Origin of the sequence: Corynebacterium anserum (assembly GCF_014262665.1) — a bacterium.
Taxonomy (GTDB): Bacteria; Actinomycetota; Actinomycetes; order Mycobacteriales; family Mycobacteriaceae; genus Corynebacterium; species Corynebacterium anserum.
In genome coordinates, this window is record NZ_CP046883.1 from 786,511 (window position 1) to 812,007 (window position 25,497).

General features: G+C 54.6%; 21 protein-coding genes. 14 read left to right on the plus strand and 7 right to left on the minus strand.

The genetic code is table 11. The features are described from left to right. Window positions 1-152: 152 nt before the first annotated feature. The gene (gene sucB / locus GP473_RS03245; protein ID WP_186277135.1) at window positions 153-2,348 is read right to left on the minus strand and encodes a 2-oxoglutarate dehydrogenase, E2 component, dihydrolipoamide succinyltransferase; all 2,196 of its coding nucleotides are present in this window, start codon (window positions 2,346-2,348) and stop codon (window positions 153-155) included. A 148-nt stretch (window positions 2,349-2,496) separates the two neighbouring features. Between sucB and GP473_RS03250 the strand changes: the two genes are divergently transcribed. Then, window positions 2,497-2,898 (plus strand): oxidoreductase, encoded by a 402-nt coding sequence (locus tag GP473_RS03250; protein WP_185769136.1) that lies wholly within the window; start codon window positions 2,497-2,499, stop codon window positions 2,896-2,898. 39 nt (window positions 2,899-2,937) lie between these two features. Here the strand turns inward: GP473_RS03250 and GP473_RS03255 are convergent, their stop codons facing one another. Next, the gene (locus tag GP473_RS03255; protein ID WP_186277136.1) at window positions 2,938-4,575 is read right to left on the minus strand and encodes a leucyl aminopeptidase; all 1,638 of its coding nucleotides are present in this window, start codon (window positions 4,573-4,575) and stop codon (window positions 2,938-2,940) included. A 159-nt stretch (window positions 4,576-4,734) separates the two neighbouring features. On the opposite strand from GP473_RS03255, the gene GP473_RS03260 reads away from it, so the two are divergent. Then, a complete protein-coding gene (locus tag GP473_RS03260; RefSeq protein WP_185769134.1) occupies window positions 4,735-5,853 on the plus strand; it encodes a branched-chain amino acid aminotransferase in 1,119 nt (372 codons plus the stop codon). Between the two features lie 115 nt (window positions 5,854-5,968). Here GP473_RS03260 and GP473_RS03265 read toward each other — a convergent pair whose 3' ends face one another. Next, window positions 5,969-6,994 (minus strand): nicotinate-nucleotide--dimethylbenzimidazole phosphoribosyltransferase, encoded by a 1,026-nt coding sequence (locus GP473_RS03265; protein WP_185769133.1) that lies wholly within the window; start codon window positions 6,992-6,994, stop codon window positions 5,969-5,971. 3 nt (window positions 6,995-6,997) lie between these two features. Next, window positions 6,998-7,699 (minus strand): DUF3043 domain-containing protein, encoded by a 702-nt coding sequence (locus GP473_RS03270; RefSeq protein WP_185769158.1) that lies wholly within the window; start codon window positions 7,697-7,699, stop codon window positions 6,998-7,000. Between the two features lie 247 nt (window positions 7,700-7,946). Between GP473_RS03270 and GP473_RS03275 the strand changes: the two genes are divergently transcribed. Continuing rightward, complete coding sequence (locus GP473_RS03275; RefSeq protein ID WP_185769132.1) at window positions 7,947-8,291, plus strand: HesB/IscA family protein; 345 nt, start codon at window positions 7,947-7,949, stop codon at window positions 8,289-8,291. Window positions 8,292-8,452: 161 nt separating this feature from the next. Here the strand turns inward: GP473_RS03275 and asnB are convergent, their stop codons facing one another. Beyond that, window positions 8,453-10,390 (minus strand): asparagine synthase (glutamine-hydrolyzing), encoded by a 1,938-nt coding sequence (asnB, locus tag GP473_RS03280; RefSeq protein ID WP_186277137.1) that lies wholly within the window; start codon window positions 10,388-10,390, stop codon window positions 8,453-8,455. A gap of 333 nt (window positions 10,391-10,723) precedes the next feature. Between asnB and ctaC the strand changes: the two genes are divergently transcribed. Together ctaC and ctaF are read left to right on the plus strand one after the other, a co-directional pair. After that, the gene (ctaC, locus tag GP473_RS03285; protein WP_186277138.1) at window positions 10,724-11,809 is read left to right on the plus strand and encodes an aa3-type cytochrome oxidase subunit II; all 1,086 of its coding nucleotides are present in this window, start codon (window positions 10,724-10,726) and stop codon (window positions 11,807-11,809) included. 31 nt (window positions 11,810-11,840) lie between these two features. Further along, complete coding sequence (gene ctaF, locus GP473_RS03290; RefSeq protein ID WP_185769129.1) at window positions 11,841-12,272, plus strand: aa3-type cytochrome oxidase subunit IV; 432 nt, start codon at window positions 11,841-11,843, stop codon at window positions 12,270-12,272. A 344-nt stretch (window positions 12,273-12,616) separates the two neighbouring features. Here the strand turns inward: ctaF and trpD are convergent, their stop codons facing one another. Further along, the gene (trpD, locus tag GP473_RS03295) at window positions 12,617-13,729 is read right to left on the minus strand and encodes an anthranilate phosphoribosyltransferase (protein ID WP_246394890.1); all 1,113 of its coding nucleotides are present in this window, start codon (window positions 13,727-13,729) and stop codon (window positions 12,617-12,619) included. A gap of 457 nt (window positions 13,730-14,186) precedes the next feature. Between trpD and ctaE the strand changes: the two genes are divergently transcribed. From ctaE to qcrB, 4 genes are all read left to right on the plus strand, one after another. Next, window positions 14,187-14,798: an aa3-type cytochrome oxidase subunit III gene (gene ctaE, locus GP473_RS03300; RefSeq protein ID WP_186277139.1), complete on the plus strand. Its 612-nt coding sequence runs from the start codon at window positions 14,187-14,189 to the stop codon at window positions 14,796-14,798. Between the two features lie 79 nt (window positions 14,799-14,877). Next, complete coding sequence (gene qcrC / locus GP473_RS03305) at window positions 14,878-15,777, plus strand: cytochrome bc1 complex diheme cytochrome c subunit (protein ID WP_185769127.1); 900 nt, start codon at window positions 14,878-14,880, stop codon at window positions 15,775-15,777. Then, a complete protein-coding gene (gene qcrA, locus GP473_RS03310) occupies window positions 15,774-16,985 on the plus strand; it encodes a cytochrome bc1 complex Rieske iron-sulfur subunit (RefSeq protein WP_185769126.1) in 1,212 nt (403 codons plus the stop codon). The genes qcrC and qcrA overlap by 4 nt, the downstream gene beginning before the upstream one ends. Continuing rightward, window positions 16,982-18,607 carry a cytochrome bc1 complex cytochrome b subunit gene (gene qcrB / locus GP473_RS03315; RefSeq protein WP_185769125.1) on the plus strand — a complete coding sequence of 542 codons (1,626 nt, stop codon included), beginning with the start codon at window positions 16,982-16,984 and terminating at the stop codon, window positions 18,605-18,607. The genes qcrA and qcrB overlap by 4 nt, the downstream gene beginning before the upstream one ends. A gap of 191 nt (window positions 18,608-18,798) precedes the next feature. Here the strand turns inward: qcrB and GP473_RS03320 are convergent, their stop codons facing one another. Beyond that, a complete protein-coding gene (locus tag GP473_RS03320; RefSeq protein ID WP_186277140.1) occupies window positions 18,799-19,674 on the minus strand; it encodes a 3'-5' exonuclease in 876 nt (291 codons plus the stop codon). A gap of 655 nt (window positions 19,675-20,329) precedes the next feature. Here GP473_RS03320 and GP473_RS03325 point away from each other — a divergent pair. The 5 genes from GP473_RS03325 to GP473_RS03345 all read left to right on the plus strand — a co-directional run bounded on the left by GP473_RS03325 (window position 20,330) and on the right by GP473_RS03345 (window position 25,492). Continuing rightward, window positions 20,330-20,956 (plus strand): C40 family peptidase, encoded by a 627-nt coding sequence (locus GP473_RS03325; RefSeq protein WP_186277141.1) that lies wholly within the window; start codon window positions 20,330-20,332, stop codon window positions 20,954-20,956. A 155-nt stretch (window positions 20,957-21,111) separates the two neighbouring features. Continuing rightward, a complete protein-coding gene (locus GP473_RS03330) occupies window positions 21,112-22,287 on the plus strand; it encodes a C40 family peptidase (RefSeq protein WP_246394891.1) in 1,176 nt (391 codons plus the stop codon). Between the two features lie 197 nt (window positions 22,288-22,484). Continuing rightward, entirely contained in the window at window positions 22,485-23,693 is a 1,209-nt protein-coding gene (locus GP473_RS03335) for a glycosyltransferase family 4 protein (RefSeq protein WP_221891844.1), read from the plus strand. A gap of 73 nt (window positions 23,694-23,766) precedes the next feature. Further along, window positions 23,767-24,744, plus strand: coding sequence for an ROK family protein (locus tag GP473_RS03340; protein WP_185769122.1), 978 nt, complete (start codon window positions 23,767-23,769; stop codon window positions 24,742-24,744). Between the two features lie 16 nt (window positions 24,745-24,760). Continuing rightward, a complete protein-coding gene (locus GP473_RS03345; protein WP_185769121.1) occupies window positions 24,761-25,492 on the plus strand; it encodes a lysophospholipid acyltransferase family protein in 732 nt (243 codons plus the stop codon). The last annotated feature ends 5 nt before the right edge of the window (window positions 25,493-25,497 follow it).

Consider the following 25,497-nt stretch of genomic DNA (forward strand, 5'->3'; position numbering starts at 1 on the left):
GAAGGTGGTAAAGAAAACTCCTCGGTAATCTCTACCGAGGAGTAGATGCTTCCTTAATCGTTCTCAGCACTATTCACTGCTATTCATTACGCGAATGAATCCGTGCTGTGGACTATTCGCGCACGCAGAATTGCGGGGGATGAAAGTGAATCCTACAGTTCCAGATCGGCCTCGAAATCGCCTTTTTCAAGACGATCGCGAACCGTAGAGAGGAAGCGACCGGCATCAGCGCCATCAATCACCTGATGATCATAGGTCATGGGCAGGTACACCATGTGGCGAATACCAATGGCGGAGGACCCGTCTTCGGTCAGAACCACTGGGCGTTGCACGATAGCACCGGTGCCAACCATGGCAGCTTGGGGTGGAACCAGAATAGGTGTGTCGGTGAGAGCACCTTCAGAACCAATATTGGTGATTGTGAAAGTGCCACCTGAGAGGTCATTTGGCTTGAGCTTGTTGTTGCGGGCGCGGTCAGCGATGTCGACGATGGCCTTGGCCAGCTCCGGAAGGCTCAACTCTTGAGCATTGTGGATGACAGGGGAGAGCAGACCATTCTTAGTATCTACAGCGATACCCAAGTTGACCTGGCTATGGTATGTCATTTCCTTCTTCTTGGAATCATAAGAAGCGTTGACGTTTGGATGAGCAACAAGAGCTTCCACCATTGCCTTCGCGAAGAACGGCAGATAGGTCAGGTTCACTCCGTGCTTATCCTGGAAAGCCTGCTTGTGTGCCTTGCGCACTTCATACACATGAGTCATGTCTACTTCATGTACCTGAGTGAGCTGCGCTGTAGTCTGCAGAGATTCAAGGGTCTTGGCAGCAGTGATCTCCCGAATACGGTTGACCTTCTTGGTCGTACCGATGAGTTCTGCCTTTTGAGGATCCACCTTGAAGGTGGATGCTCGGGACGCAGAAGCTGACTCGGTGGTGCCCGTTTCGCTGGAGGATTTACCTTGAGCAGCAGCGAGGACATCCTGCTTACGGATACGGCCGCCAATGCCGGTGCCTTGAACCTTTGACAGATCCACGTTGTGTTTGTCAGCTAGCTTGCGTACCAGAGGAGTGACGTAAGGGAGAGAGCCCTCCGCGGGCTTGCTTTCTGGAGCTGCATCTTCCTGCGGCTTTTCCTGCTGGGGTTCCGGCTTGTCCTCGGTCTGAGCCTCCTGAGCGGGTGCCTTCTTTTCGGAAGCTGCTTCCTTTTCATTGGCTTTGACGTCGGCTTCATCGTCGGTCGGCTTGTTTGCAGCCTTTGCTTCTGCCTTATCTTCGGTGCGTGAGCTAGAGGACGCGGAGCAGTCGCCGATCTTGGCGATGACTGCGCCGACGTCGACGGTGTCGTCTTCGTCAGCGAGGATTTCCACGAGTGTGCCGGCGACCGGGGAGGGGATCTCGGTGTCAACTTTGTCGGTGGAAACCTCCAGTAGTGGTTCGTCGACCTCCACTTTGTCGCCTGGCTTCTTTAGCCATTGGGTGATGGTGCCTTCGGTGACGGACTCGCCGAGCTCAGGCATCGTTACATCTTGTGTCTCACCGGAGCCAGACGAACCGGACTCACTATCGGCGGATTCGTCAGCAGAGTCCTGAGCGGGTGCCTTCTTTTCGGAAGCTGCTTCCTTTTCATTGGCTTTGACGTCGGCTTCATCGTCGGTCGGCTTGTTTGCAGCCTTTGCTTCTGCCTTATCTTCGGTGCGTGAGCTAGAGGACGCGGAGCCGTCGCCGATCTTGGCGATGACTGCGCCGACGTCGACGGTGTCGTCTTCGTCAGCGAGGATTTCCACGAGTGTGCCGGCGACCGGGGAGGGGATCTCGGTGTCAACTTTGTCGGTGGAAACCTCCAGTAGTGGTTCGTCGACCTCCACTTTGTCGCCTGGCTTCTTTAGCCATTGGGTGATGGTGCCTTCGGTGACGGACTCGCCGAGCTCAGGCATCGTTACATCTTGTGTCTCACCGGAGCCAGACGAACCGGACTCACTATCGGCGGACTCGGCGCTGTCAGTGGAATCTTCATTGGAGGATGCAGCTGCGTCGGAAGAATCTGAGGAGTCCTCCTCATCCGCAGCGGCCTCGTCGGAGTCAGAAGATCCGGAAGCGGAAGGTTCTTCGCCTTCCTCGCCGATCTTGGCGATGACTGCGCCGACGTCGACGGTGTCGTCTTCTTCAGCGAGGATCTCCAGTATGACGCCAGCAACAGGGGAGGGGATCTCGGTGTCAACCTTGTCGGTGGAGACCTCCAGCAAAGGTTCATCAACGGCAACGGTGTCGCCGACCTTCTTCAGCCACTGGGTGACAGTGCCCTCTGTTACGGACTCGCCCAGTTCGGGCATTTCGACGGAGTACGCCATGGTGTAGAAGCTCCTCTAGCTAAGCAGAAATCAGCTGTGGTCGTATTTGGTTGAAATACTACATAAGTCTACGCCTGCCAGTTTCTCGATACAGACTCAGGCAATAATCCTCCCGAGTGCCCATCACATGGCAGCTAGAATGATCACCGTGTTTAACCTTTTTGGACGGCGCAAGAGTGAGGGTGTCACAGCACCGCGTGGGCCGGGAGGCACGATCCGCCCAAAGGACCTCGCTTACCTGCAGGAATGGGCTTCTGCACGCAGTGGGGTGGAAGGATTTGTGGAGCCAGAGACCATCGTGAATGAGATGTCTGTGGTGTTCGTCGATGCCGCTGGCGAGTGGACTCGCCGACGAATTGGAGGCCCGAAGGGCATCGACAAACTCCGTGGAGTTACGGGGGTTCCGCTTTACTTTGCGGAGGAAACTGGGTACCCCCAGCGCATGCGAGATCGTATAGAAAAAGATCGAATTATCCGTGAGCGTCTCAAACAACGTGAAAGGCGTGCCGGCCTTGAGGAAGAACGGGCACGCCATAACTCAGCCGAATGAAGTGGAAAAGACGGATAAGAATTATTCGCCGTGGGCGACCTAGCCACCGTTCGCTATGGATTCAAGCGTGGCCAAGATAGTGCGTACCGGGACTCCTGTTCCTCGCTTAGGGGTGTAGCCATAAGCAGATGCGTCGTTATATGCGGGGCCGGCTACGTCGATGTGGACCCACTCCACGCCCTCGGTGACGAAACGAGAAAGGTAGTGCCCTGCCACAGACATTCCACCCCATCGGCTGTCGGAGATGTTCCGCATATCAGCTACATCGCTCTTCAATGCTTCGTTGAGCTCGGAGGGGAGAGGCATAGGCCAACCGTTTTCGCCTACCGCCTGGCTATGCATGGCAACTTTGTCACGAAAAGCGTGTGAGCCCATGATTCCAGGGGTTCGGTTGCCGAGCGCCACCATCTGTGCACCGGTGAGGGTGGCTGTCTCGATAAGGTAGTCCGGTTTGTCCTCGCAAGCGCGCGCGATGGCATCGGCGAGGATGAGGCGGCCTTCCGCATCAGTATTGAGTACTTCTGTGGTCTGGCCGTCATAGTGGCGAAGGATATCTCCTGGTCGGATAGCCGATGCGGAAAGCATGTTTTCTGCCATGGGGATCGTGGCGATAACCTTAGCGTTGATTTTGAGAGCCGAGGCCAAAAGGATCGACGCCACCACTGCCGCTGAACCACCCATGTCGGAGATCATGTTCCACATGTTGGCTGCGGGCTTGAGAGAAACGCCGCCGGTATCGAAGGTAATGCCTTTGCCAACGAGAGCTACGGTGGGAGTGTTATCGTCGGCGTTGTGTGGGGTGTACGTGAGGCGAACCAAACGCGGTGGGTTTTCCGAACCCCTACCCACGCCGATGATGCCTCCGTACCCCTGGGCTTCTAATTCTATCTCATCGAGGATGTCGACCTCCAAGTCGGAGGCCTTGGCTGCGCTAGCCACGATCTCTGCGTATTTAGCCGGGTAGAGATCGTTGGCGGGCGCATTCACTAGATCACGAGCGAAGCATACTGCGCGAGCGATGCTTGTCGCGCGCTTGGCGGTGGCCCCGCCGTCCTGGGTATTACCGAGCACAGTGATGGTGCCGATAGTTTCCGCTGATGTGGTGGTCTGTTGTCCCGTGTACGCGTATGCACCTAGTGCGTGTCCCACCATGGCTGCCTCCACATTGAAAATGCCGAGGCTGGAGACGACCGTAGCAGCTGTCCCCGCGGCGCGGGAGGCGGAGCCGGCCGCTTGGCGAATGTCTTCGTCGCTAATCTCTTCGACATCTCCCAAGCCCACAGCAAGAATCTTCGCGATGTTTCTATGGGTGGGGTGGCCGCCGGAGGCCGTTGCCTTTTCGGAGTGAGAATCTGTTTGAGATTGGGCGTCGGCCGCTGTCTGCGAGGAGTCTGCCGACGGTTCTGTAGATAGAACAGCACCGGGCAAGGTGGTTATTTCGCCAGCATTACCTTGGGCACCCACCGAGGTAAGTAATTTCCACAGCTCGATTTCCTGCTCGGAGGACAGCACTCGTGTAGGGCCACCGGCTAGTTCAAGGCCACTGTCACCTCGAAACACCGGGACGATGAATGTGTCTATGTCTCCATCAATCTCGTCCAGAGAAGCCGCGAACTGCAGTTTTGGTAAAGCGCCACGAGCAGAGAGCGTTGCCTCTGGTGAGGTGCGAGCAGTCATAAAAGAGTTTCCTAACTTTCCGTTGCTGTGATATGGGGAGGTAAACGCGAGGATTTTGCCACATTCTCTACGAGCTGAGGTATGCGAATACTCACCACGGGTTGGGGCTACTGAACCAACATACTCGGTCATCCCAAGGGATGGAGTAGCATCTGCACCATGACTACAGTGCCAGCATCCACAGAAACTTTCAGCATCCAGCGTTGTGATACACCAACGTCTTCCGCCCGTATTCAAGAGATCTTGAGCAATCCCGGTTTCGGCAATTATTTCACCGACCACATGGTTGTTATTGATTGGAATGAAGAGCACGGATGGCATGATGCGCGCGTAGTACCGTACGCACCTTTTTCTATGGATCCGGCAACGAGCGTTTTTCACTATGGCCAGGCCATTTTCGAAGGTATTAAGGCCTATCGCCAGCCAGATGGTTCAATCGCTACATTCCGTCCTGATCGTAACGCTCAGCGTATGCAGGACTCAGCGGCGCGCATGGCCATGCCGGCGCTACCGGAAGAATTGTTTATAGAGTCTCTACGGCAACTCGTTGATATCGATAAGGAGTGGGTGCCAGCCTCTGGGGGCGAGGAAGCCCTGTATCTGCGTCCATTTATGATCTCCCGTGAGATTTCCCTGGGGGTTCATCCGTCTAACTCCTATACGTATTGCGTGATTGCCTCTCCGGCTGGGGCTTATTTCTCCGGTGGAATTAAGCCTGTGAGCGTGTGGCTGACCACGGAGTATGTCCGAGCATGTCCAGGTGGCACTGGCGCAGCCAAGTTCGCAGGCAATTACGCCGCATCTCTTTTGGCTCAAGCCGAGGCAGAGAAACATGGTTGCGAGCAAGTTGTGTGGTTGGACGCTATCGAGCACACATACATTGAGGAAATGGGTGGTATGAATCTTGCCTTTGTTTTTGGCAAGGGGGCAGACGCAAAGATCGTCACGCCCTCTCTATCCGGATCCTTGCTTCCTGGTGTGACCCGGTCTTCGTTGATCGACGTCGCCAAGGATCTTGGTTACGAGGTAGAGGAGCGCAAGATTTCCACCGAGGAGTGGCATGCTACGGCTGAATCTGGTGAGATGACCGAGGTGTTCGCTTGCGGAACCGCTGCAGTTGTCACCCCGGTGGGCTTTGTGAAATACGACGGTGGTGAGTTCGACGTAAACGGGGGAGCAACCGGTGAAATAACCATGAAGCTTCGCGAGCATCTGACCGGTATCCAGCGTGGCTCCGTGGAAGACAGGCATGGCTGGATGTTTACGCTCGTCTCATAGATCCATGGGCAGGCGGGTCTGACAAAAATCGGGCGTGAAATGGGGATGAGTCGGAAATGGCTGCGGCTGAAACTAGGGGCTAGTGTGAAAAGATCACGGGTGGAATAGGGGGGGACTAGTCCAGCTCTGAGGTCATCGGGGTGTCATGAGACTCGAAATTGAGCGCGTCGACAGCATGCCGCAGCAAAGGAAACGCGAGGATAGCGCCTAATCCCTGGCCGGTTCCAATCCCGGACGTAAGCAGTGGCTCTTTGCGCAGTGCCTTGAGCGCCGGCACATGTGCAGGCTCATCTCCCGCGGAAGCGGCGATCCACCAGTCAGCAGCGCCGGGAACCATCATCTGGGCGCACAGAGCTGCCGCAGTTGTTCCCACACCATCAAAGAGAACAGGGGTGCGGCGAACCGAACATTGAGCTAAAAGGCCAGCGAGAGTTGCGAAATCAGGGGATCCTATACGCCGTAGAATACGGGAGGCATCGGCCTTATCATCACGCACCCGGTACATCGCATCGCGAATGACCGCGGTCTTAGTCTTCCACGCCTCATCGCTGATACCGGAGCCCCTGCCCACGACCTTCACGGGTTCGATGCTGCAGATGGATCCAATTATTGCCGCGGCCACGGTGGTTACCCCACGACCGGCATCACCCAATAACACCAGTTGTGTCCCTTGATCGGCCAGATCATCTGCTATCTCGATACCGCGCGACATGTACTCGAAAAGCTCGGCGGAGGTCATCGCGTCTTCATAATCAATGGATCCTGAAGGGTGGGAAGAGTCGGCGTCGCGGACAGAAACACGAATACCTTCTGCCGTCGCTGCTGAGAGCAAGGGCGAACGCCCCTGCGATATGGCAGCGAGAACATCCTGAGAAAAAGTCTCCGGTAACGCGGAGATTTCAGGGTGAGTACGAGCCACCCCGTGAGTGCCGCCCACCACGACCAGCTGAACATCAGTGAGTGGACGCGGGGGAACGGTGCTTTGACAAGCTGCAAGCCACGCTCCGAGCTGTTCAAGACGACCCAGTGATCGGTTGGGCATGCCAAATTCAGTGGGAATATCCGATCGCCATGCGGTAGCACGCCGACGAAACTCCTCATCGGGAGGAATCACGGGAGGAAAATCAGGCAACTGACTCATGGACTAAACAGTATCGCCAATATTGACCTGAGGGGCGGGGGTGCGCATACGGCGAATCATCGTTGCGCGAGTAAATGCATACATACCCAGGGAAAATTTGGAATGAGGGTTGTTACGGAAGCGTGCATTGACCTCGCGATTAACCCTCCGACCCATAATGAGTCCCTCGGCCAGCATGATAGCAAAGAGCACGAGCATGACTATCGAGGCGAGATTGGCAATAGCTGCGTTGCGCATCCCCAGCAGCATGATGATGATTACGATGAATGTCAATGGCAAGAAGAAATTCATAAGGAAACGGCGAGAATCCACCCAGTTGCGCACGAAGCGCTTTTCCGGTCCTTTGTCCCGTGCCATCAAATATTCCTCGTCGCCGGCCATCATGCGCTCATTAATGCGACGGCGTTCGCGAGCAGACTCTTCACGCTCGCGCTGCTTCATTGCCTTGTATTCCTCTTTCGACATTGAGTTTTTCAACTCTTTGCGGCGCTTGCGAGCTTCCGCAGAGCTGGTCGGCGCGTCGTAAGCAGTGCGACGAGAACCGACCTTGCGCTCAACCTCATTGCGTTTAGGAGTAGGACGACCTTTCTTCGGCGTATATGCTTTGCCGGTACGTTGTTCTGCAGCAGCGTCGGCGGCTTCGGCATTGACGTCGGGTTTCTCAACAGCATTAGGTGCTGGAGTCTCATCCTTTTTCCACGGCATTTTCACGCATTCAAGGCTAGAGGACGAAATAACCGTGGCCAACTTGACTCACCGGGGTGCGACATGGTTGTCACGACAAGCGACTGCTAGTACCTTGACTTTATAGTTCGCGTCCGTGTCCGTCGACTGGGAATAACGGTCGGTGCGCCCGCGTTGATCTGAATACTGAATATACGAGACCGAGTGAGGCTCTCTTAGCAGGGTCTTTCGTCAACAAAACCCTTCCACAGAGGAACAAGGAGGAAGTATGACTGCTCCAGAGCGTGTCACTGGTGTTGAGCTAACCGAGGCAGCTGCAGAAAAGGCAGGTGCACTGTTGGCGCAGGAAGGTCGCGATGATCTGGCCCTGCGTATCGCCGTTCAGCCGGGAGGCTGTGCTGGTTTGCGTTACCAGTTGTTCTTTGACGATCGCTCTCTCGATGGTGACCTCGTTGATGACTTCAACGGTGTAAAACTAGTGGTAGATCGCATGTCCTCTCCGTACCTCACGGGAGCGAAGATCGATTTTTCTGACACCATCGAATCCCAAGGTTTCACTATCGATAACCCGAATGCCACTGGCTCATGCGCTTGCGGTGATTCCTTCTCCTAAAACCCTGTGAGAAACTCAGCTTGTTCCTCCCCAGGGGACTATGAGCTTCTGAGTTTGTGTCACCCCGAGGTCTAACCACACGGCGGTCAAGTAAAAAGGAGAGGTTCCCAGATAGGGGAGCCTCTCCTTTTTATATTCGGGTGGAACTCATCGATTTCGGCTTAGAGCTCAACTGGGTAGTCGTGTCGATCGATCTTGGGATCGATGCGTTCCTCCACGAAAATTCCATACCAAATCATGAAAGCGATGATGGTCCAGAGACGGCGAGAATGGTCTGGACCTGAACCACTGTTCATCGCCACACGATGCTCTTCGAGCATCTTCAGAACTTCGGTTTTGTTAATGAGGTCATCAGTTTGTGACTCTTCGATGATCTTCTTCGCCCAACCGTAGAGCTCATCACCTGCTAGCCAATGCCGCATAGGTACTGGGAACCCGAGTTTCTTACGGTGCAGTACGTGGGCGGGGACGATACGTTCCATGGCCTTGCGCAGAGCGTATTTCGTGGTGCCGTGAGAGATTTTCATATCCACGGGCAGGGATTCGGCGGCATCGAATACCACCTTGTCTAGGAACGGTACGCGAAGCTCCAAAGAATTAGCCATGGTGATCTTGTCCGCTTTCACCAGGATGTCGCCACGTAGCCATGTGAACATGTCTAGGTGTTGCATACGCGCTACGGGATCCATGTTGCGAGACTTGGCATAGATAGGCGCGGTTACTTCGCGGTGATCCCACTCTGGACGGATGTGGCGGAGGACTCGCTCTAACTGCTCATAATTAAAGGAACGCGCATTGCCGTAGTACCGTTCTTCCATGGTCATGGTGCCACGCTGTAACAGTGATTTACCGCGTACTCCGTCAGGGAGGGCGTCGCCAACTGTGGATAAAACACGCTTGATAGGGGATGGCACCTTATCGAAAGGAGCCAAGCTGAGTGGTTCCTTATATATGGTGTAACCACCGAAAAGCTCGTCCGCTCCTTCTCCGGACAACACGACCTTCACGTGCTTGCGCGCTTCTGCAGCAACGAAGTATAGGGGAACCAAGGATGGATCAGCGACCGGATCATCTAGATACCACATGATTTTTGGAACGGCATCGGCGTACTCCTCCGGGCTGACAACCTTGACAATGTGTTCTGCACCAATTGCTGCGGCGGATTCAGCCGCGACGTCGACCTCCGAATAGCCTTCGCGTTCGAAGCCAGTGGTGAAGGTCAAGAGGTTGGGGTTGTGACGCTTCGCCAAAGTAGCGATGGCGGTGGAATCAATGCCTCCGGAAAGGAAGCTGCCGACCGTTACATCTGCTCGCATGTGCTTTGCGACAGAGTCCTCCAGAGCTTCAGCAATGCGTTGAAAGACCGCTTCCTCATTGCCGGCAGAAACCTTCTTCACTGGGAAGGAAGGCTCAAACCAGCGCTGTTGCTGTGGTGCCTGGCCCGGAGTGATGATCGCGTAGCTGCCGGACTCGAGGCGACGGATTGCTGTGTGCAAACTCTCAGGCTCTGGCACGTATTGAAGATCGGTGTAGTGAGCGAGGGCTCGGATATCCAGATCCTTGCTCAGACCAAGTGCGTCGGCCATAGATAGGATGCACTTCTTCTCCGACGCAAAGACAGTGCCAGCGTTAGCCGTCGCAATGTACATAGGTTTGATGCCAAATTGATCGCGGGCAATGAATAGCTTTTTTTCCTTGGAGTCCCACACTCCAAAGCCGAACATCCCGCGTAGATGCTTCACTACATCGATACCCCAATGGTGATATCCCACGACAATGGTTTCGCCATCTCCTTCGGTGTTAAAGGAGTAACCGGCGGCCTTTAGTTCCTGACGAAGCTCAACATAGTTGTATATCTCGCCGTTGAAAGTCAGCGCGTAACGGTTAGGTTCATCTTCGGGTCCCCATTGCAGAGGCTGATGGGAGTGTTCAATGTCGATGATGGAAAGCCGATTGAAGCCGAATACAACGGAATCGTCGTTCCACGAGCCACTGTCGTCTGGGCCGCGGTGATGCATGCAAGGTAGGGCATTTTCAACAGCAGTGGTAAAACGTGAAGCCGATTCGTCGGCAGAAATGAATCCAAGCAATCCGCACATGGAAGAAAACTCTACGCGCAGCGTACCGTAGCCTTCTACCCGCCACGCGGTGATAGATGTAGTGAAAGTCGGACTGAGCGGGCGTCGAATGGAAGTCGAATAGAAAAGAAGAGAGGTAAATCACAACCACTAACATGTTATGAAGTGAGTTACTACACAGTTCACACCCAAATAGGGAAAACTCCTCAGTAGGATGGTGGCAAACACTCACAAATGGTCTAAGGTTTCTGATTGAAGCGGTCTAATACTGTTTGTGACGAGCGTACTGCAGGCTCTGATCAGCATTCGCAGACATTAGACCTTGTGACGTGTGAACGAGGAAGGCAAACTCGCGTGGAACAGCGAAAAGTGCACGGTTTGACTCGCCGTTTAGGACTGGCTGGCTTGCTCGGTGCAAGTGCTATGGCTCTGACCGGTTGTACGGTCACTCCACCAGATAACGCATTCTTTAACGCCCTGCGTATGGGCTGGCCGAAGGGTATCACCCCAGAGGCTCATGATACGGGCAATTTCTGGGTGTGGACCTGGGTAGCAGCGTGGATCATCGGCATCATCATGTGGGTACTGATGTTCGTGGTTATTTTCCGCGACTCTGACAAGGCCCACGCGCGCCGTGGGAATAAGGACGAATTCCCGCGTCAGACCGGTTACAACGTTCCGCTGGAGCTCGGCCTGACCACCGTTCCTGTGTTGATCATTATGGCCCTGTTCTTCTTCAACGTTCAGGTTCAGGACAAGGCCACTGCTCTGGACAAGGATCCGCAGGTCAAGGTCGACGTGACTGCATTCCAGTGGAACTGGAAGTTCGGTTACAGCGAGATCAAGGCGGGGCTATCCCCAAGCGGTAAGGACTACGAGGGTATCGACGAGAAGGCTCAGGAAGCCGCCGAGAAGACCAAGTATGAAGATGGTGAGCACGGCCCGATCCATGGCAAATCTAAGGGCGACCTGAGCTACCTGCACTACAACAAGATTGAGACTGTTGGTTCCACAGAAGAGATCCCTGTGCTGGTGTTGCCATCTCATACCGCGATCCAGTTCGATCTGGCTTCTGCTGACGTAGTTCACTCCTTCTGGGTTCCAGAGTTCCTCTTCAAGCGCGATGCATTCCCGCACCCAGCGGAGAACCGATCCGAGCGACTGTTCCAGATTGAAGAAATTCAGGAAGAGGGAGCGTTCGTGGGGCGCTGCGCTGAAATGTGCGGCACGTACCACGCAATGATGAACTTCGAGGTACGCGTTGTATCTCCTGAAAAGTTCAAGCAGTACATCGAATTCCGTCAGAAGAACCCACAAGCTCCAAACTCTGAGGCTTTGAAGTCCATCGGCGAGGATCCTTACGCAACCTCCACCAAGCCATTCGTTTCTGACCGCAAGGGTTCCCGCGACGGCCAGACCGTTGAACGTTCAGACGCTTAAGCGGTAGTGCAGAAGAAAGAGGAATAGAACAATGACTTCCGGCGCTAAACTCTTCTACGGGATTGCGACCTTCCTGGGCATCGTGACCGTGGTATACATCATCGCTACCTCCTCCGTGAAGGATCCTGGTTCCCTTCAGGGTCTGGAGTGGGCTGGTACCACCGCTTTGGTGATGTCTTTCCTCCTGGCATTGATGCTGGCTGGTTACTTGCACCTCACCGACAATAAGACCGATATTTCCCCAATGGACTGGGAAGAAGCAGAGATCGTCGATGGAGCTGGCGTACTGGGCTTCTTCTCCGCAAGTTCTATTTGGCCATTCGTTATGACTGTAGCCATCGTCATCATGGCTTATGGCTTGGCGTTCTGGCACCTGTGGTTGGTAGTCTTTGGTGCTGCCATCCTGGTGTGGGCCGGTGCCATGCTTAACTTGCAGTACGGTCTTCCACCAGAGAAGCACTAATAACCGTCTAGCCTGTCACACGCCAGTGGCTCAGATAGCCCCTATAAGTCCGGGGCTCTGAGAGGAAACCCCCAGTGGAAATACATCCATTGGGGGTTTGAGCATTGAGCGAGAATGTGTGGGCGTGGTGTCTAATGTCGAAAAAAGGTAAAGAAGACTCGGCTTCGTTAGCTTAACGAGGGGAATTAACAAGCCCGGAGAATACTCGGACGTGGGCTACACATGGGGGATAGAAGCACACATTGTCGTGAATTAGGTAAGCGCACCGAAGCATGAACGGGTTAACGATCCTCGTGTATCGCACTGAAGAGAATGGGCAGGAGCAAAAACAAGAATCAGCCACGTTAGGGTGTGTTCTCATCGACGACGTTGGTCATCGTTGTCAGCGCTTTACCCGATTCTAGTGCCTCGCGTGCTACTTCAATGTTGGTCATCATCGTTTTTTGAAAACCATCCCGTTCCCAGCCATGGACGGAAGTCAGTGCCGCTGCAGCATTAATCAAGACTGAATCCTTGATTGCCCCCGTGATTTCATTGCGGAAGAATCTGCGAGCTACGTCGGCATTGAAGTCGGCATCTCCGCCCCGAACCTCGTCTAATGAATAAAAGTCGAGTCCAAGCTCGCGTGGATTTATAATTTCCTCCCCTGTGGTTCCGTGGGAATCTACCGTAACAACTTCCGTAGGAGCAGAAACGGAAATTTCATCCATCCCATCCATTGACCTCACCACCAATACACGGCAGCCTTGATGAGCAAAGGCACCGCCGACGATTGGCATCATGTCTCGGAATGCACATCCAATAAGCCCGTAGCGGGGCGACGCCGGGTTAGTCAGCGGACCGAGGAGGTTAAAAATAGTCGGCACCCCTAACTCAGAACGAACTGGTGCGGCAAAACGCATCGCTGGGTGGTAGGTCTTTGCGAAGAGAAACGCAAAATTATGCGTTTGGGCATCTTTTACTACCTGTTCAGGTGCCCGCACGATGTTATAGCCGAGTGCTTCCAGCATGTCGGCGCCGCCACATTTAGACGATGCAGCGCGGTTTCCGTGTTTGACTACGGGTACGCCACAGGCAGCGACGACGAAACTAGCCATCGTGGATATATTCACGGTGTGGTGGCCATCGCCGCCGGTGCCGACGATATCAACTCGTTCGGGTACGGAAGAGAAATCCACTGGGGTTGCGAAACTGCGCATGGTGGCCGCTGCAGATGCCAGTTCAGCAGCAGTAATGCCCTTGACCCTCATGCCAAATGAGAAAGCGGCGATCTGAGCGTCGGTAGCGTTGCCCTGCATGATTTGCTGCATTGCCCATGCGACCTGAGATTCGCTTAATTCATCGCGGCGTCCAAGACGATCAAGTACACCAGACCAAGTGAAATAGCTCTTCGGAAGTTGGGTAGCTTCCAATGAATTGCGGTGCGACGGTGATGAGTTGCCTTGAGAAGTGGCCACGAGGAATCAACGCTCCTTCTAAAAAGTTAGGGGAGGGGAACAGTGGACAGGAAAAGGCCAATATCCACTGCGCACTTATCTGGTGCTGCCGGATAGCAAATCTGGACGAGCCAAGACAATGTATATACGACGTGAAGTGCAATCGACTTCTATCGTATATTTCGAAGCACTGTGGAACAGAGTGAAGGCGCTGCGAAATGCGGTTCCGGGAAAAGGAAAGCAAGGGAACAAACTCACCAATTATGGGGGTATATAGCGCTGATGAGCTTGACGAACTAACGCTCTGACCTCCTTGTTTGTGGCGCGTCGGATACGGGCGGCGAAAAGTTCCCACCATCCCCCTAACGGGGTGGATTCACAGGTTGGTGTAAGGATTTACCTGCGGTTTTCCAGAAACTACAAAGAAACGAGCCAGAGAGAATCGACTAACGACGCAGAAACGGCCATACTGTTAGACGTGACGAGCGCAGTTGAAAACCCAGGTATGGCAGCACCACAACGTGTTGCAACGCTGAACCGGCCAAACATGGTCAGCGTTGGCACGATTGTGTTCCTGTCTCAAGAATTGATGTTTTTTGCTGGCCTGTTCGCGATGTACTTCGTGTCCAAGGCCAACTCCGGTGGCGATTGGCCACCGCACCCGACCCACCTCAATGTGCCGTGGGCGGCGTTGATCACCGTCATTTTGGTGTCTTCGTCTTTCACTGCACAGTGGGGTGTTTTCGCGGCTGAGCGAGGTGATGTGTTTGCACTCCGCAGGTGGTACGCGCTATCTGCGGCGCTGGGCGCAGTCTTCCTCGTGGGCCAAGGGTACGAGTACTTTGAGCTGGTGAAGCACGGTACCACCATCGGAGGATCCGTCTACGGCTCCGTATTCTTCATCACCACCGGTTTCCACGCCGCCCACGTTTTGGCCGGTGTGCTTGCCTTCGTTGTGGTGTTGATTCGAACCTTCAAGTCGAAGTTCACCCCGGCACAGGCCACCGCGGCCGTCGTTGTGTCCTACTACTGGCACTTCGTCGACGTTGTGTGGATCGGTCTGTGGATCACCATTTACTTCATCCAGTAGGCCGTAGCGGTCGTCCTATCCGCTAGGTCGGCCTACATACAGCCCATCGCATTCCATTGACGAGTTAAAAGGGAACAAGATGGATACCACTTCCACAAACGCGACGAGCGAAGGTGTGACGACCTCCGCTCCGCGTAATGCAGGCGCGCTCCGTCGCCGCCGCAAGATGCGTAAAGCCTTTGCCGGTGCTTTGGCAATGGTCGTCGCTTTAACGGGCGCTGGCTTCATTGCCAACGCACTGACCCCCAATGCACAGACTGCTGTTGCCCAGCAGGATGAGACAGCCCTGGTGGATCAGGGTAAGCAGATTTACGAAGTTGCTTGTATTACCTGCCACGGTGCAAACCTTCAAGGTGTGAAGGATCGCGGTCCTTCACTCGTTGGCGTAGGTGAAGGTGCCGTGTACTTCCAGGTACATTCTGGCCGCATGCCGATGCTGCGTAACGAAGCTCAGGCTGCACGTAAAGAGCCTCGCTACTCCGAGCAGCAGACCTTGGCACTTGCCGCTTATGTCAACGCTAACGGTGGCGGACCGGGAATTGTGAGGGATGAAGACGGCAACATTGCTATGGAGTCCCTTCGCGGTGCAAACAACAAGGACGGCAAGATCGATCCTGCCGATGTGGCTCGCGGTTCTGATCTATTCCGATTGAACTGCGCGTCCTGCCACAACTTCACCGGACGGGGCGGCGCCCTCTCCGGCGGTAAGTATGCGCCGGTGCTGGATCCTGCGAATGAGCAGGAGATTTACCAGGCAATGCTGACCGGACCGCAGAACATGCCTAAGTTCTCCGACCGTCAGCTGTCCGCGGACGAGAAGAAGGACATCATTGCCTTCATCAAGTCCTCTAAGGAGACCCCGAACCCAGGTGGCTTCGGTTTGGGCGGAATTGGCCCAGTTACTGAAGGTATGTTCATGTGGTTCGTCGGCATCATCGTGGTGATGATCTTCGCAATGTGGATTGGAAGCCGACAGTGAGCGATAACAACAAGAAGCAATACACCAAAGAAGAGCTCGACAAGATGAGCAATGGCGAGCTCGCCCGTTTGGGTACCGAGCTCGACGGCGTAACGGTTGCCTACCGCAAGGAGCGCTTCCCCATCGCCAATGACCCCGCAGAGAAGCGCGCAGGGCTGGCAGTCGGAACCTATTTCGCACTGTCGATCGTTTTCGGCCTAGCTTTTATTGCGACCTATTTGTTCTGGCCATGGGAGTATAAGCACCTTGGCCAGGATGGGTTGGGTTGGTACACCCTGTACACCCCGCTGCTGGGTATTACCTCCGGTCTGGCCATCATCTTGCTGGGCATGGGATGTGTGAAGTACACCAAGACCTTCGTGCCAGAGGAAATTTCCGTACAAACTCGCCACGACGGCCCGTCTGAGGAAGTAGATAAGCGAACCCTCGTAGCACTGCTCAACGATTCTTGGCAGACGTCCACGATCGGTCGTCGTCCAGTGATCGCAGGGCTTGCGGGTACTGGTGCGGTTCTGGCTGGTCTTGCCATCATCCTGCCTATGGGCGGCATTATCAAGAACCCATGGAAGCCAAAGGCCATGGGAATCTCTGGTGACGGTACTCTGTGGACAACCGGCTGGACCTTGGCAAATAAGGGCGAAGAGCGCATCTACCTTGGCCGTGACAACGGTAATATTGCCGAGGAGCATGATGGTCACTGGTCTACGGAGGGTGTATCCCGCCTCGTGCGTATGCGTGCCGATGATCTTGATGCTGGTGCTATGGAGACTGTTTTCCCACTGCCAGCTTCCATGGTCAATGACGGTGATAAGTATGACGCCCACAAGGATGTCTACACGGAGCACATGCACTCTATCCACGGCGCGCGTAATGCCGTGATGTTGATCCGTCTGCGTCACGAGGACGCCAAGAAGGCCGTCCTGCGCACTGGGCAGGAAGACTTCCACGCCGGCGATTACTTCGCCTACTCGAAGATTTGTACTCACATTGGCTGCCCTACTTCCTTGTACGAGCAGCAAACTAACCGAATCCTCTGCCCTTGCCACCAGTCGCAGTTTGATGCGCTGCACTACGGCAAGCCAGTCTTCGGCCCGGCAGCGCGTGCTTTGCCTCAGCTGCCAATCGCCGTGGATGAAGAGGGCTACATGTACGCCAAGAAGGACTTCGTTGAGCCTGTTGGCCCTGCTTTCTGGGAGCGTCGCTCATGACAACTAAGACTTCACGCCTGAACAAGGCGGCTAAGAACATTGATGACCGTTACACGGCATCCGGCCTTATCCGCCCGAACATCAACAAGGTCTTCCCAACTCACTGGTCCTTCATGCTCGGTGAGATCGCGTTGTACGCGTTCATCATCTTGCTGCTATCCGGTGTATACCTGACCTTGTTCTTCGATCCTTCGATGTCGAAGGTTATCTACGACGGCGCATACGCCCCACTCAATGGTGTGGAGATGTCTGCCGCCTACCACACTGCTCTGAATCTCTCATTCGAGGTTCGCGGCGGTCTGTTTATCCGCCAGGTGCACCACTGGGCTGCTCTGCTTTTCGCAGTGTCCATCATGGTTCACATGTTCCGTATCTTCTTTACGGGTGCTTTCCGTAAGCCACGCGAAGCCAACTGGGTTATCGGCTGCATCTTGCTGTTGCTGTCTGTGGCAGAGGGCTTTATGGGCTACTCACTGCCGGACGACTTGCTGTCCGGCGTCGGTCTGCGCATCATGTCCGCAATCATCGTGGGTCTACCCATTATCGGTACCTGGTTGCACTGGATCATGTTCGCCGGCGATTTCCCGGGTGAGATCATCATTCCTCGCCTGTACATTGCCCACGTGCTTTTGATCCCAGCCATTTTGCTGGCTCTGATTGCTGCTCACCTGGCACTGGTGTGGTACCAGAAGCACACGCAGTTCCCCGGGCCTGGTCGTACCGAAAACAACGTTATCGGTGTGCGTATTCTCCCAGTGTTCGGCCTGAAAGCTGCTTCTTTCGGTCTGATCACTTTCGGTGTCGTTGCTTTCATGGCGGGTATTACCCAGATCAACGCCATTTGGAATCTTGGTCCATACAACCCATCTCAGGTTTCCGCAGGTTCTCAGCCGGATATCTACATGCTGTGGACTGACGGTGCAGCGCGTGTCATGCCAGCGTGGGAACTCTACCTGGGTAACTACACCATTCCGGCCGTGTTCTGGGTAGCGTTGCTCCTAGGTCTGCTTGTCGTTCTGCTGTTCGCCTACCCGTGGATTGAGCAGAAGATGACCGGTGACGATGCTCACCACAACCTTTTGCAGCGCCCGCGCGATGTTCCTACTCGTACAGCTATCGGTGTCATGGCAATCACTTTCTATGTGATTTTGACAATCTCCGGTGGTAACGACCTCTTGGCTTTGCACTTTGGTATCTCCTTGAACGCAATGACCTGGTTGGGCCGTATCGGACTGGTTCTTGCCCCACCAATCGCCTACTACGTCACTCACCGTATTTGTGTTGGTCTGCAGCGTAGCGACCGCGAGGTGCTCGAGCACGGTATCGAGACCGGCACGATTCGCCAGCTGCCTTCCGGTGGCTTCATCGAGGTTCACCAGCCTCTGGGCGGCATCGATGAGCACGGCCATGCTATTCCATTGGAGTACGAGGGCGCATACGTTCCGAAGACACTGAATGAGCTGGGCTTCGCTGGTGCTCCTGGTCGTGGTTCGTGGTTCTCTCCGGATCCACAGGACATCGTGGATCAGGCTGAGGACATCGAGCACCGCAACCACAAGGAGCTCAAGGATATGTACTCCAAGCTCACGGAGAAAAACCGCAAGGAGCTTGAAGGCAAGTAGTTCTTGCTCCGCCGGCTAGCCGATATGGCAACATGTTGGCTAGTGCGGTACCAACTGCGCTAATAGAACCCCCTGCATGTGTTGCAGGGGGTTCTTTTCGTTGGTGATTGTTGTGTGTCCCGTCCTTTTGCCGGTTGTGGCCACTGTTTACGAGGGCATTAGCCGATGCTGAGTGAGCAACGGAGTGGCAATTATGCCAATGGGTTTTCGAGTTGGATGAGAGCCTGAAATACCTCGTACGTTGTGTAAACATCATCGAGGGCTCGGTGTGATGGCTTATGTGTGGTGTTAAGGTAGCGAGCTACGTTGGCTAGTCTGTAACGCCCTACTTGTTCTCGCTCAATAAGTCGACGTGCAAGATGCGCAGTGCACACCGCATGGCAGTTTTCTAAACATGTGTTGAGCTTATGGATGCTCTCTCCGTCTGTATGTGATGAGAGGACGTTGTCATCCTTCAATTGTCCGTGAAACGTCAGGTTAGTTGTTCCAGGGTGCCTTCGTAATGGGATGTGATTAGCCGGGTTTGGCTGATTGTCCGGACAAGATTGGGGGTTGCTGAACTTGACCGAATCATTGCCGTGTGTAGGTAGGTGATTTGCCCGCTTTAATTCTGAACTATGGGAGCCAGCGAACTGTGATCGGATATCTTGTCGTGGTGCTGTGATTGGGCCCACGCGGTGGAGCTCGGCATGGATGAAAGCCAAATCAAAAGCGACGTTGTGCCCGATTATGCGCGTTGTAGTGTTCTTGGTGGAGGTATGTGCGGTGATGAACTTACCGAACTCGGCAAGGGCGGCTTGCGCAGCCGGTGCGTCCTTGACATCCGCATCACGAATGCCGGTGAGTTTTTCTACGACCCGAGGGATATTTCGCTCAGGATTGACGAGGAGGTGAAACGTTCCATCAATCTGACCGTTTGTCACGGCGATCGCTGCAATTTCGATGATTCGTTCTTTTTCGGGATTAAGCCCAGTGGTCTCTACGTCGACGACCACAGAAAGCCCGCTCTTGTGGAGCGTGTCGCGGGGGTTGCTTTTACGGAATTTCTCACCGGAGAAGTGTTTCACGGAGCTCATTCTATCTGCCATTGGGGCTGGGGTGGTTTGTGCGAGGTGACGTTACATTATGTCGGAAAAATGGTTTTGATTAGCGAGTGCTTTGTGCTTGATCTGAATATTTGACGCGCTGACGTGAGAACTACTTGGGGAGGCGTTAGTTTTCGCTGTGAGGGGGGGAGATGCTCGCCGGAAGTAAGGATGAGATTACGAGTGTCTGTGTTCCACGGGGGCGAAACCGTAACATTTACGAACTATCGCATGTTATCGGTGTGACTGAAGGGAGCAGTGTGATATTCAGGCCTAGAATGTGATGAAGGTCACATTCGCTAAGTTGGTGGGTTTAATGAAAGGAAACCTTGAGTCATTAAGTACCGGTATCTTCTTTCAAAGAACCAGCTTAAAGCGCTTTTTTTACATTTTGGAGTAGGGGCCGATTGGCCTTGATGAAAAAAAGATGAAGTAAATCTTCGCGGTTGCAACGTTGCCATTTTGATATTTTTTCTGCGTTCCGCTGGACAGGATGCGTAACCATTTCGTAATCTTTTCGAGACCTTACAGAGAGGGCGCCTCGTCTAGTCCCTCTCAAGACACCGCGTCAGGGACAAGCCCTGGGAGCGAGAGGCATCCGCCTCGAACACACGGATCGAAAGGTATTTGACGAGATATGGGTAAGCACAACCTGCACAAGAGCTCCATCAAGCGCAACGCTGCCGTCGCTGCGGCTGTTGGTGTTGGCGCAACCATCCTGAGCCCAGCCGCTGCCCAGGCTGCTCCGGTCGCTATCCCAAACACTAACTACTCTGTGGATGTTCCTTCGGGGCTCGCGGATCAGGTTAAGTCTTACATTGGAGAGAACGGCAATGTTGCTCCTTCCCAGGCTAAGGTTTCCCAGTCTGAGTCTTCTCCAGTTTCTCAGCTGACCAAGCCTGCTGCTCCAAAGTCTTCCAAGGGTCAACAGATCGCAGACTTCGCTTTATCTAAGATCGGTTCTCCATACGTGTGGGGAGCAGCTGGCCCTAACTCTTTCGATTGCTCCGGACTGACCTCTTGGGCACACTCTCAGGCCGGCATCTCCATTCCACGTACCTCGTCTGCTCAGGCTTCTTCAGGTACTCCAGTGTCCCTGAATAACTTGGAGCCAGGCGATGTAGTGTCCTACTACGGTGGCGCTTCTCACGTTGCTATCTACATCGGTGACGGCAAAGTTGTTCACGCTATCAACTCCGGTACTTCGGTAAAGGTTACCGACATGAACTACATGCCAATCCACAACGCGGTTCGTTTTCACTAATTAGCTACAACAACCACTGTGGTTAACGTCTGTCACAGCAGACACAGGAGACTAAACCACTGCCTAGTCGGCTGGGGTTTAGTCTCTTTGCTTTTCGCAAACGTGTGGCAAAATAGCTATTTGGCAATTACATCTCTCTCATCAAGAAGGTTCGAGTGTCCATCTCTTCACTTCGCTTCCGTCGCCCTCTCACGCATGCTCTCGGCGCCGGTCTTTTGAGCATCGCCGTCGGTGCTTCCGTCGTTCCCGTCACACACGCGGATCCTGCGCAGTCTTCCGAAGCATCTTCTGCTACAAATGCAGCTCCATCGGAGAAGGAGATTGAGGACCTCCTCAACGCTCCAATACCGCAGGACTTCGACGGACTTCTGTCTCATATGAAGCAGATTTCTCGAGTCGCGGGTGCGACCAACGAAGAGGTTGTGCAGATTTCAGAGGAATTGAAAAACGCTGACAAGGACGTGAAGGCTGCTCGCAACGCCCAAGAATCCTCAAAGCGTAAAGCGGCAGCAGCCCAGAAGAAGCTGGCAGCGTCTCGAGTGAATGTGGCTGATATTGCGCAGGCAAAGTACCGTGGCGCAACTATCGACCCAGTGTCGGCCGTAGCCGGTGCTTCCGGGCCACAAGCCGCCATGGAGCGGAGCTCCTACATGAATAGTCTCCAGGACAAGAACATCCGCTACCTGGATACCTTGGATCAAGACCTGCAGGAAGCTGCTTCAGCTAACTCCGACGCCAACATCTCTAAGTTCAAAGCGGATTACCGTGTGAATTATCTGACTGCCCGACAGACTGAGTTAGATGAGCGCACAACACAGTTGGACCGTCTCAGCGGCGAGATTATGCACATCGTGGACGGTTTCAGCCCCGCTGATCGTAAACGCTGGGTGGATAGCAATGGGCCGATCAACGTCGATGTCAAAGCCTTCTTAGCTGGACTCGAAAAGAAAGCCGATGGGGCTTCCACGGGCGACAATGATAAGGCCGGCAACTATGCAGGGGCAGTAGCAGCCGCGATGTCCAAGATCGGTGCTCCTTATGGGTGGGGTGCCGCAGGACCAGATGTATTCGATTGCTCTGGTTTGATGTATTGGGCTTATCAACAAATCGGCGTGAGCATACCGCGAACCTCCTCTGCCCAGATTGCCGGAGGTACCCCAGTGAGCCTGGATGCGCTCCAGCCGGGTGACATCATTGGTTACTATCCAGGCATCACCCACGTTGGTATGTACATCGGTGATGGCAAAGTGGTTCACGCCGCCGATTACGGCATTCCAGTTCAGGTGGTGCCGTTGAATTCAATGCCGATTTCCGGCGCTGCTCGTTACTAATACTAATATTTCCTGGGCATATAACGCGGGCGTAGAAGGGACAAGAGACGCGAGGGGCTCCTCGCGTCTTTTTTGTGCGCCCCGCTTCCTTTTCCATTCGTCGCGTACTGCCTTGGGCCTTTCTGTACGCCAGCAACACGTCCTTGACACTCTGTTCGTGCGTGGTGGCCCACTCCCATTGACTAGGCTGATACTTTATGGCTATTCCCCGCGTTCTTGTGGTAACAAATGATTTTCCGCCGACTCTCGGCGGCATACAGACGTACATTAGGGACTATCTTTCGACTCTTTCTTCCACGGATGCTCACGTGGTTGTTTTTGCTTCCACTCAGGATGACCGCGCTGCAGCAGCCTTTGATTCAACCCTGAGCTATACGGTTGTTCGTTGGCCTCATAGGGTGATGCTCCCTACGCCTGGGACGGCGCGGAAAATGCAGCAACTAATACGCAAATATCAGGTTGACACAGTGTGGTTTGCGGCGGCGGCCCCACTGGGCCTTATGGCTCAGGCTGCACGTGAAGCGGGGGCGCGCAGGATCATCGCTTCCACACACGGCCACGAGGTTGGCTGGTCAATGTTCCCGGTGACCCGTCAGATCCTGAGACGCATTGGTGCACACGTGGACTGTCTTACCTACGTGTCGCATTACGCACGCAACCGTATGGCGTCTGCTTTTGGTTCCGATGTGGCGTGGGAGCCGATGCCCGGCGGGGTGGATACGGAGTTTTTTCATCCCGACCCGCAGATGCGAGATACGTTACGACAGCGTTATGGTTTAGCGGATAAGAAAGTCATCGTGGCTGTGTCTCGTGTGGTGCCTCGTAAGGGACAGGACAGTTTGATTGAGGCCATGCCTGGCGTGCTGGAACGCGTGCCGGAGGCACATTTGTTGATTGTGGGCCCGGGCTCCTACGCCGACAAACTCAAAGATCGTGCGAAGAAGCTTGGCATAGAGAACTCAGTAACGTTTACAGGTGCGGTGGATTTTGATGAACTCCCTGGGCACTATTGCGCCGGTGATGTCTTCGCTTTGCCAGTCCGTACGCAAGCAGGGGGGTTGAGTGTTGAGGGACTCGGCATTGTCTTTCTCGAAGCGCAGGCTTGTGGTGTGGCGACTGTCGCGGGGAATGGTGGTGGTGCTCCGGAAACTGTGATAGATGGAAATACTGGCGTCGTGGTTAGAGGAAGTGACAAGAAAGACCTGGCGAGAACGTTGGTCACCTTGCTCAACGACGCCACTTTGCGCGAACGGCTAGGCAAGCAGGGACGGGCACGGGTGAGCCGTGCCTGGACGTGGAATAGACTGCGCGAACAATTGAAGGCAGTACTGGGCGGTGACGGCCGAGTTCCTCCGGCGGCCGCTTGGAACGTTACAGACCCCGTATCGGGCACCAAGAGCCAGTAATTAGGGGACCTCGCACGCAAAGGGCTAACCTGTAGAGAGCTCTGTGACGAGGTAAAAGAGAAAGGTGCCGTGTATGGCGACGCAGCCAGTGACGATCGGGGTGGACATTGGAGGAACAAACCTCCGTGCCGCCGTCATCGATCGTCAGGGCACCATGGTGGATACCGAGCAGCTGCCAACACCCAGTTCCGTAGGGGCGTTGGAAAAAGCCTTGACGATGGTAGTCGATACGCTGCGTCAGCGGCATCCACAGATCACGGCAGTGGGGTTGGCTGTCGCGGGATTCATCACCTCTGACCAAACTACCGTCCGGTTTGCACCCCACCTGCCATGGCGGAACGCGGAAATTACTACCCGTTTATCGAAGCTATGGGATATACCGGTAGTTCTCGAACACGATGCCAACTCCGCAGCATGGGGCGAATACATTCTCGGTGCAGCCCAAAACACACGAAACACCGTGCTCTTTGCCTTGGGAACCGGAATCGGTGGCGCTGTCATCATCGATGGGAAGATTTACCGTGGTGCCTACGGAGTGGCTCCTGAATTTGGTCATCTCACCGTCGTGCCCGGTGGCAGGGCATGCCCATGTGGAAAACGGGGGTGCTTGGAGCGCTATTGCTCCGGTTCAGCGCTGCCCCTAACCGCCCAGGACTATATCGCGCTCGGTGCACACCCCGAGTCGAAATTCTCTCAGGAATTTGCGAATAAGCCGGAAGAGATTACGGGACGCGTAGTGGTCCGCATGGCTCGCGAAGGCGACCCACTGGCTTTAGCGGTGTTAAAGGATATGGCTACCTGGTTGGGTAAGGGATTATCCCTGGTCCAAGACGTGTTTGACCCAGAACTCATTGTGTTGTCCGGTGGTGTTGCCCGCGATGCCGATCTTTTGATCGACCGCGCAGAGGCTGTACTGCATCACTCGGTTGTAGGTGCTGGTCATCGACCGATCTCGCGCGTTGTTTCCGGGGAATTGGGTAGTGAGGCCGGTATGATCGGCGTGGCAATGCTTGCGCACGAGCGCGCTAATTCTGACGTAGAGGACAAGTAGAAGGAGACCTGTCATCGTGCAGCACAATACCTACTGGTGGTTGAAGCACGTGTTTTTTGGACCTTTTCTATGGGTCTACAACCGCCCTTTCACCAGAGGACTGGACAAGATTCCAGATACGGGTGCGGCGATTTTGGCCTCCAACCACCTCGCCGTCATGGATAGCTTCTACTTGCCCTTGGTCGCTGAGCGTCAGCTGACGTTTCTCGCTAAAAAGGAGTATTTCACCGGCACCGGAATCATAGGCGCCGTGCAGCGGTGGTTTTTTACAGCGGTGAACCAGGTACCGATCGATCGCGCCGACAAGGAATCTCAAGAGGCGGCAATGGCAACGGGGATTGACGTGTTGAACCGCGGTGAGATTTTAGGCATGTATCCGGAGGGAACCCGCAGCCCGGATGGACGTCTCTACCGAGGAAAGACAGGACTGGCTCGAGTGGCTTTGGCCACCGGCGTAAAAGTTTACCCAGTAGCCATGATAGACACGGAGAAAGTTAATCCAATTGGCAGCTGGATACCACGCCCACGGCGTTGCGGTGTCTACGTTGGTGATCCCATCGACCCAGCTGACTTTCGCGATGCGGGAGACGAGTATGAGCAGGCCCGAGCGCTCACCGATGCAATTATGGAAGCACTCCAGGAGTTATCTGGCCAGGAGTATGTCAAGGATTTCTATGCGGCTGACGTGAAGAAGTCTCTAGAAGCAGGTCTCGGATACCCTCAGGGATCCGAGCCGGCTGCCTATTAGAATGC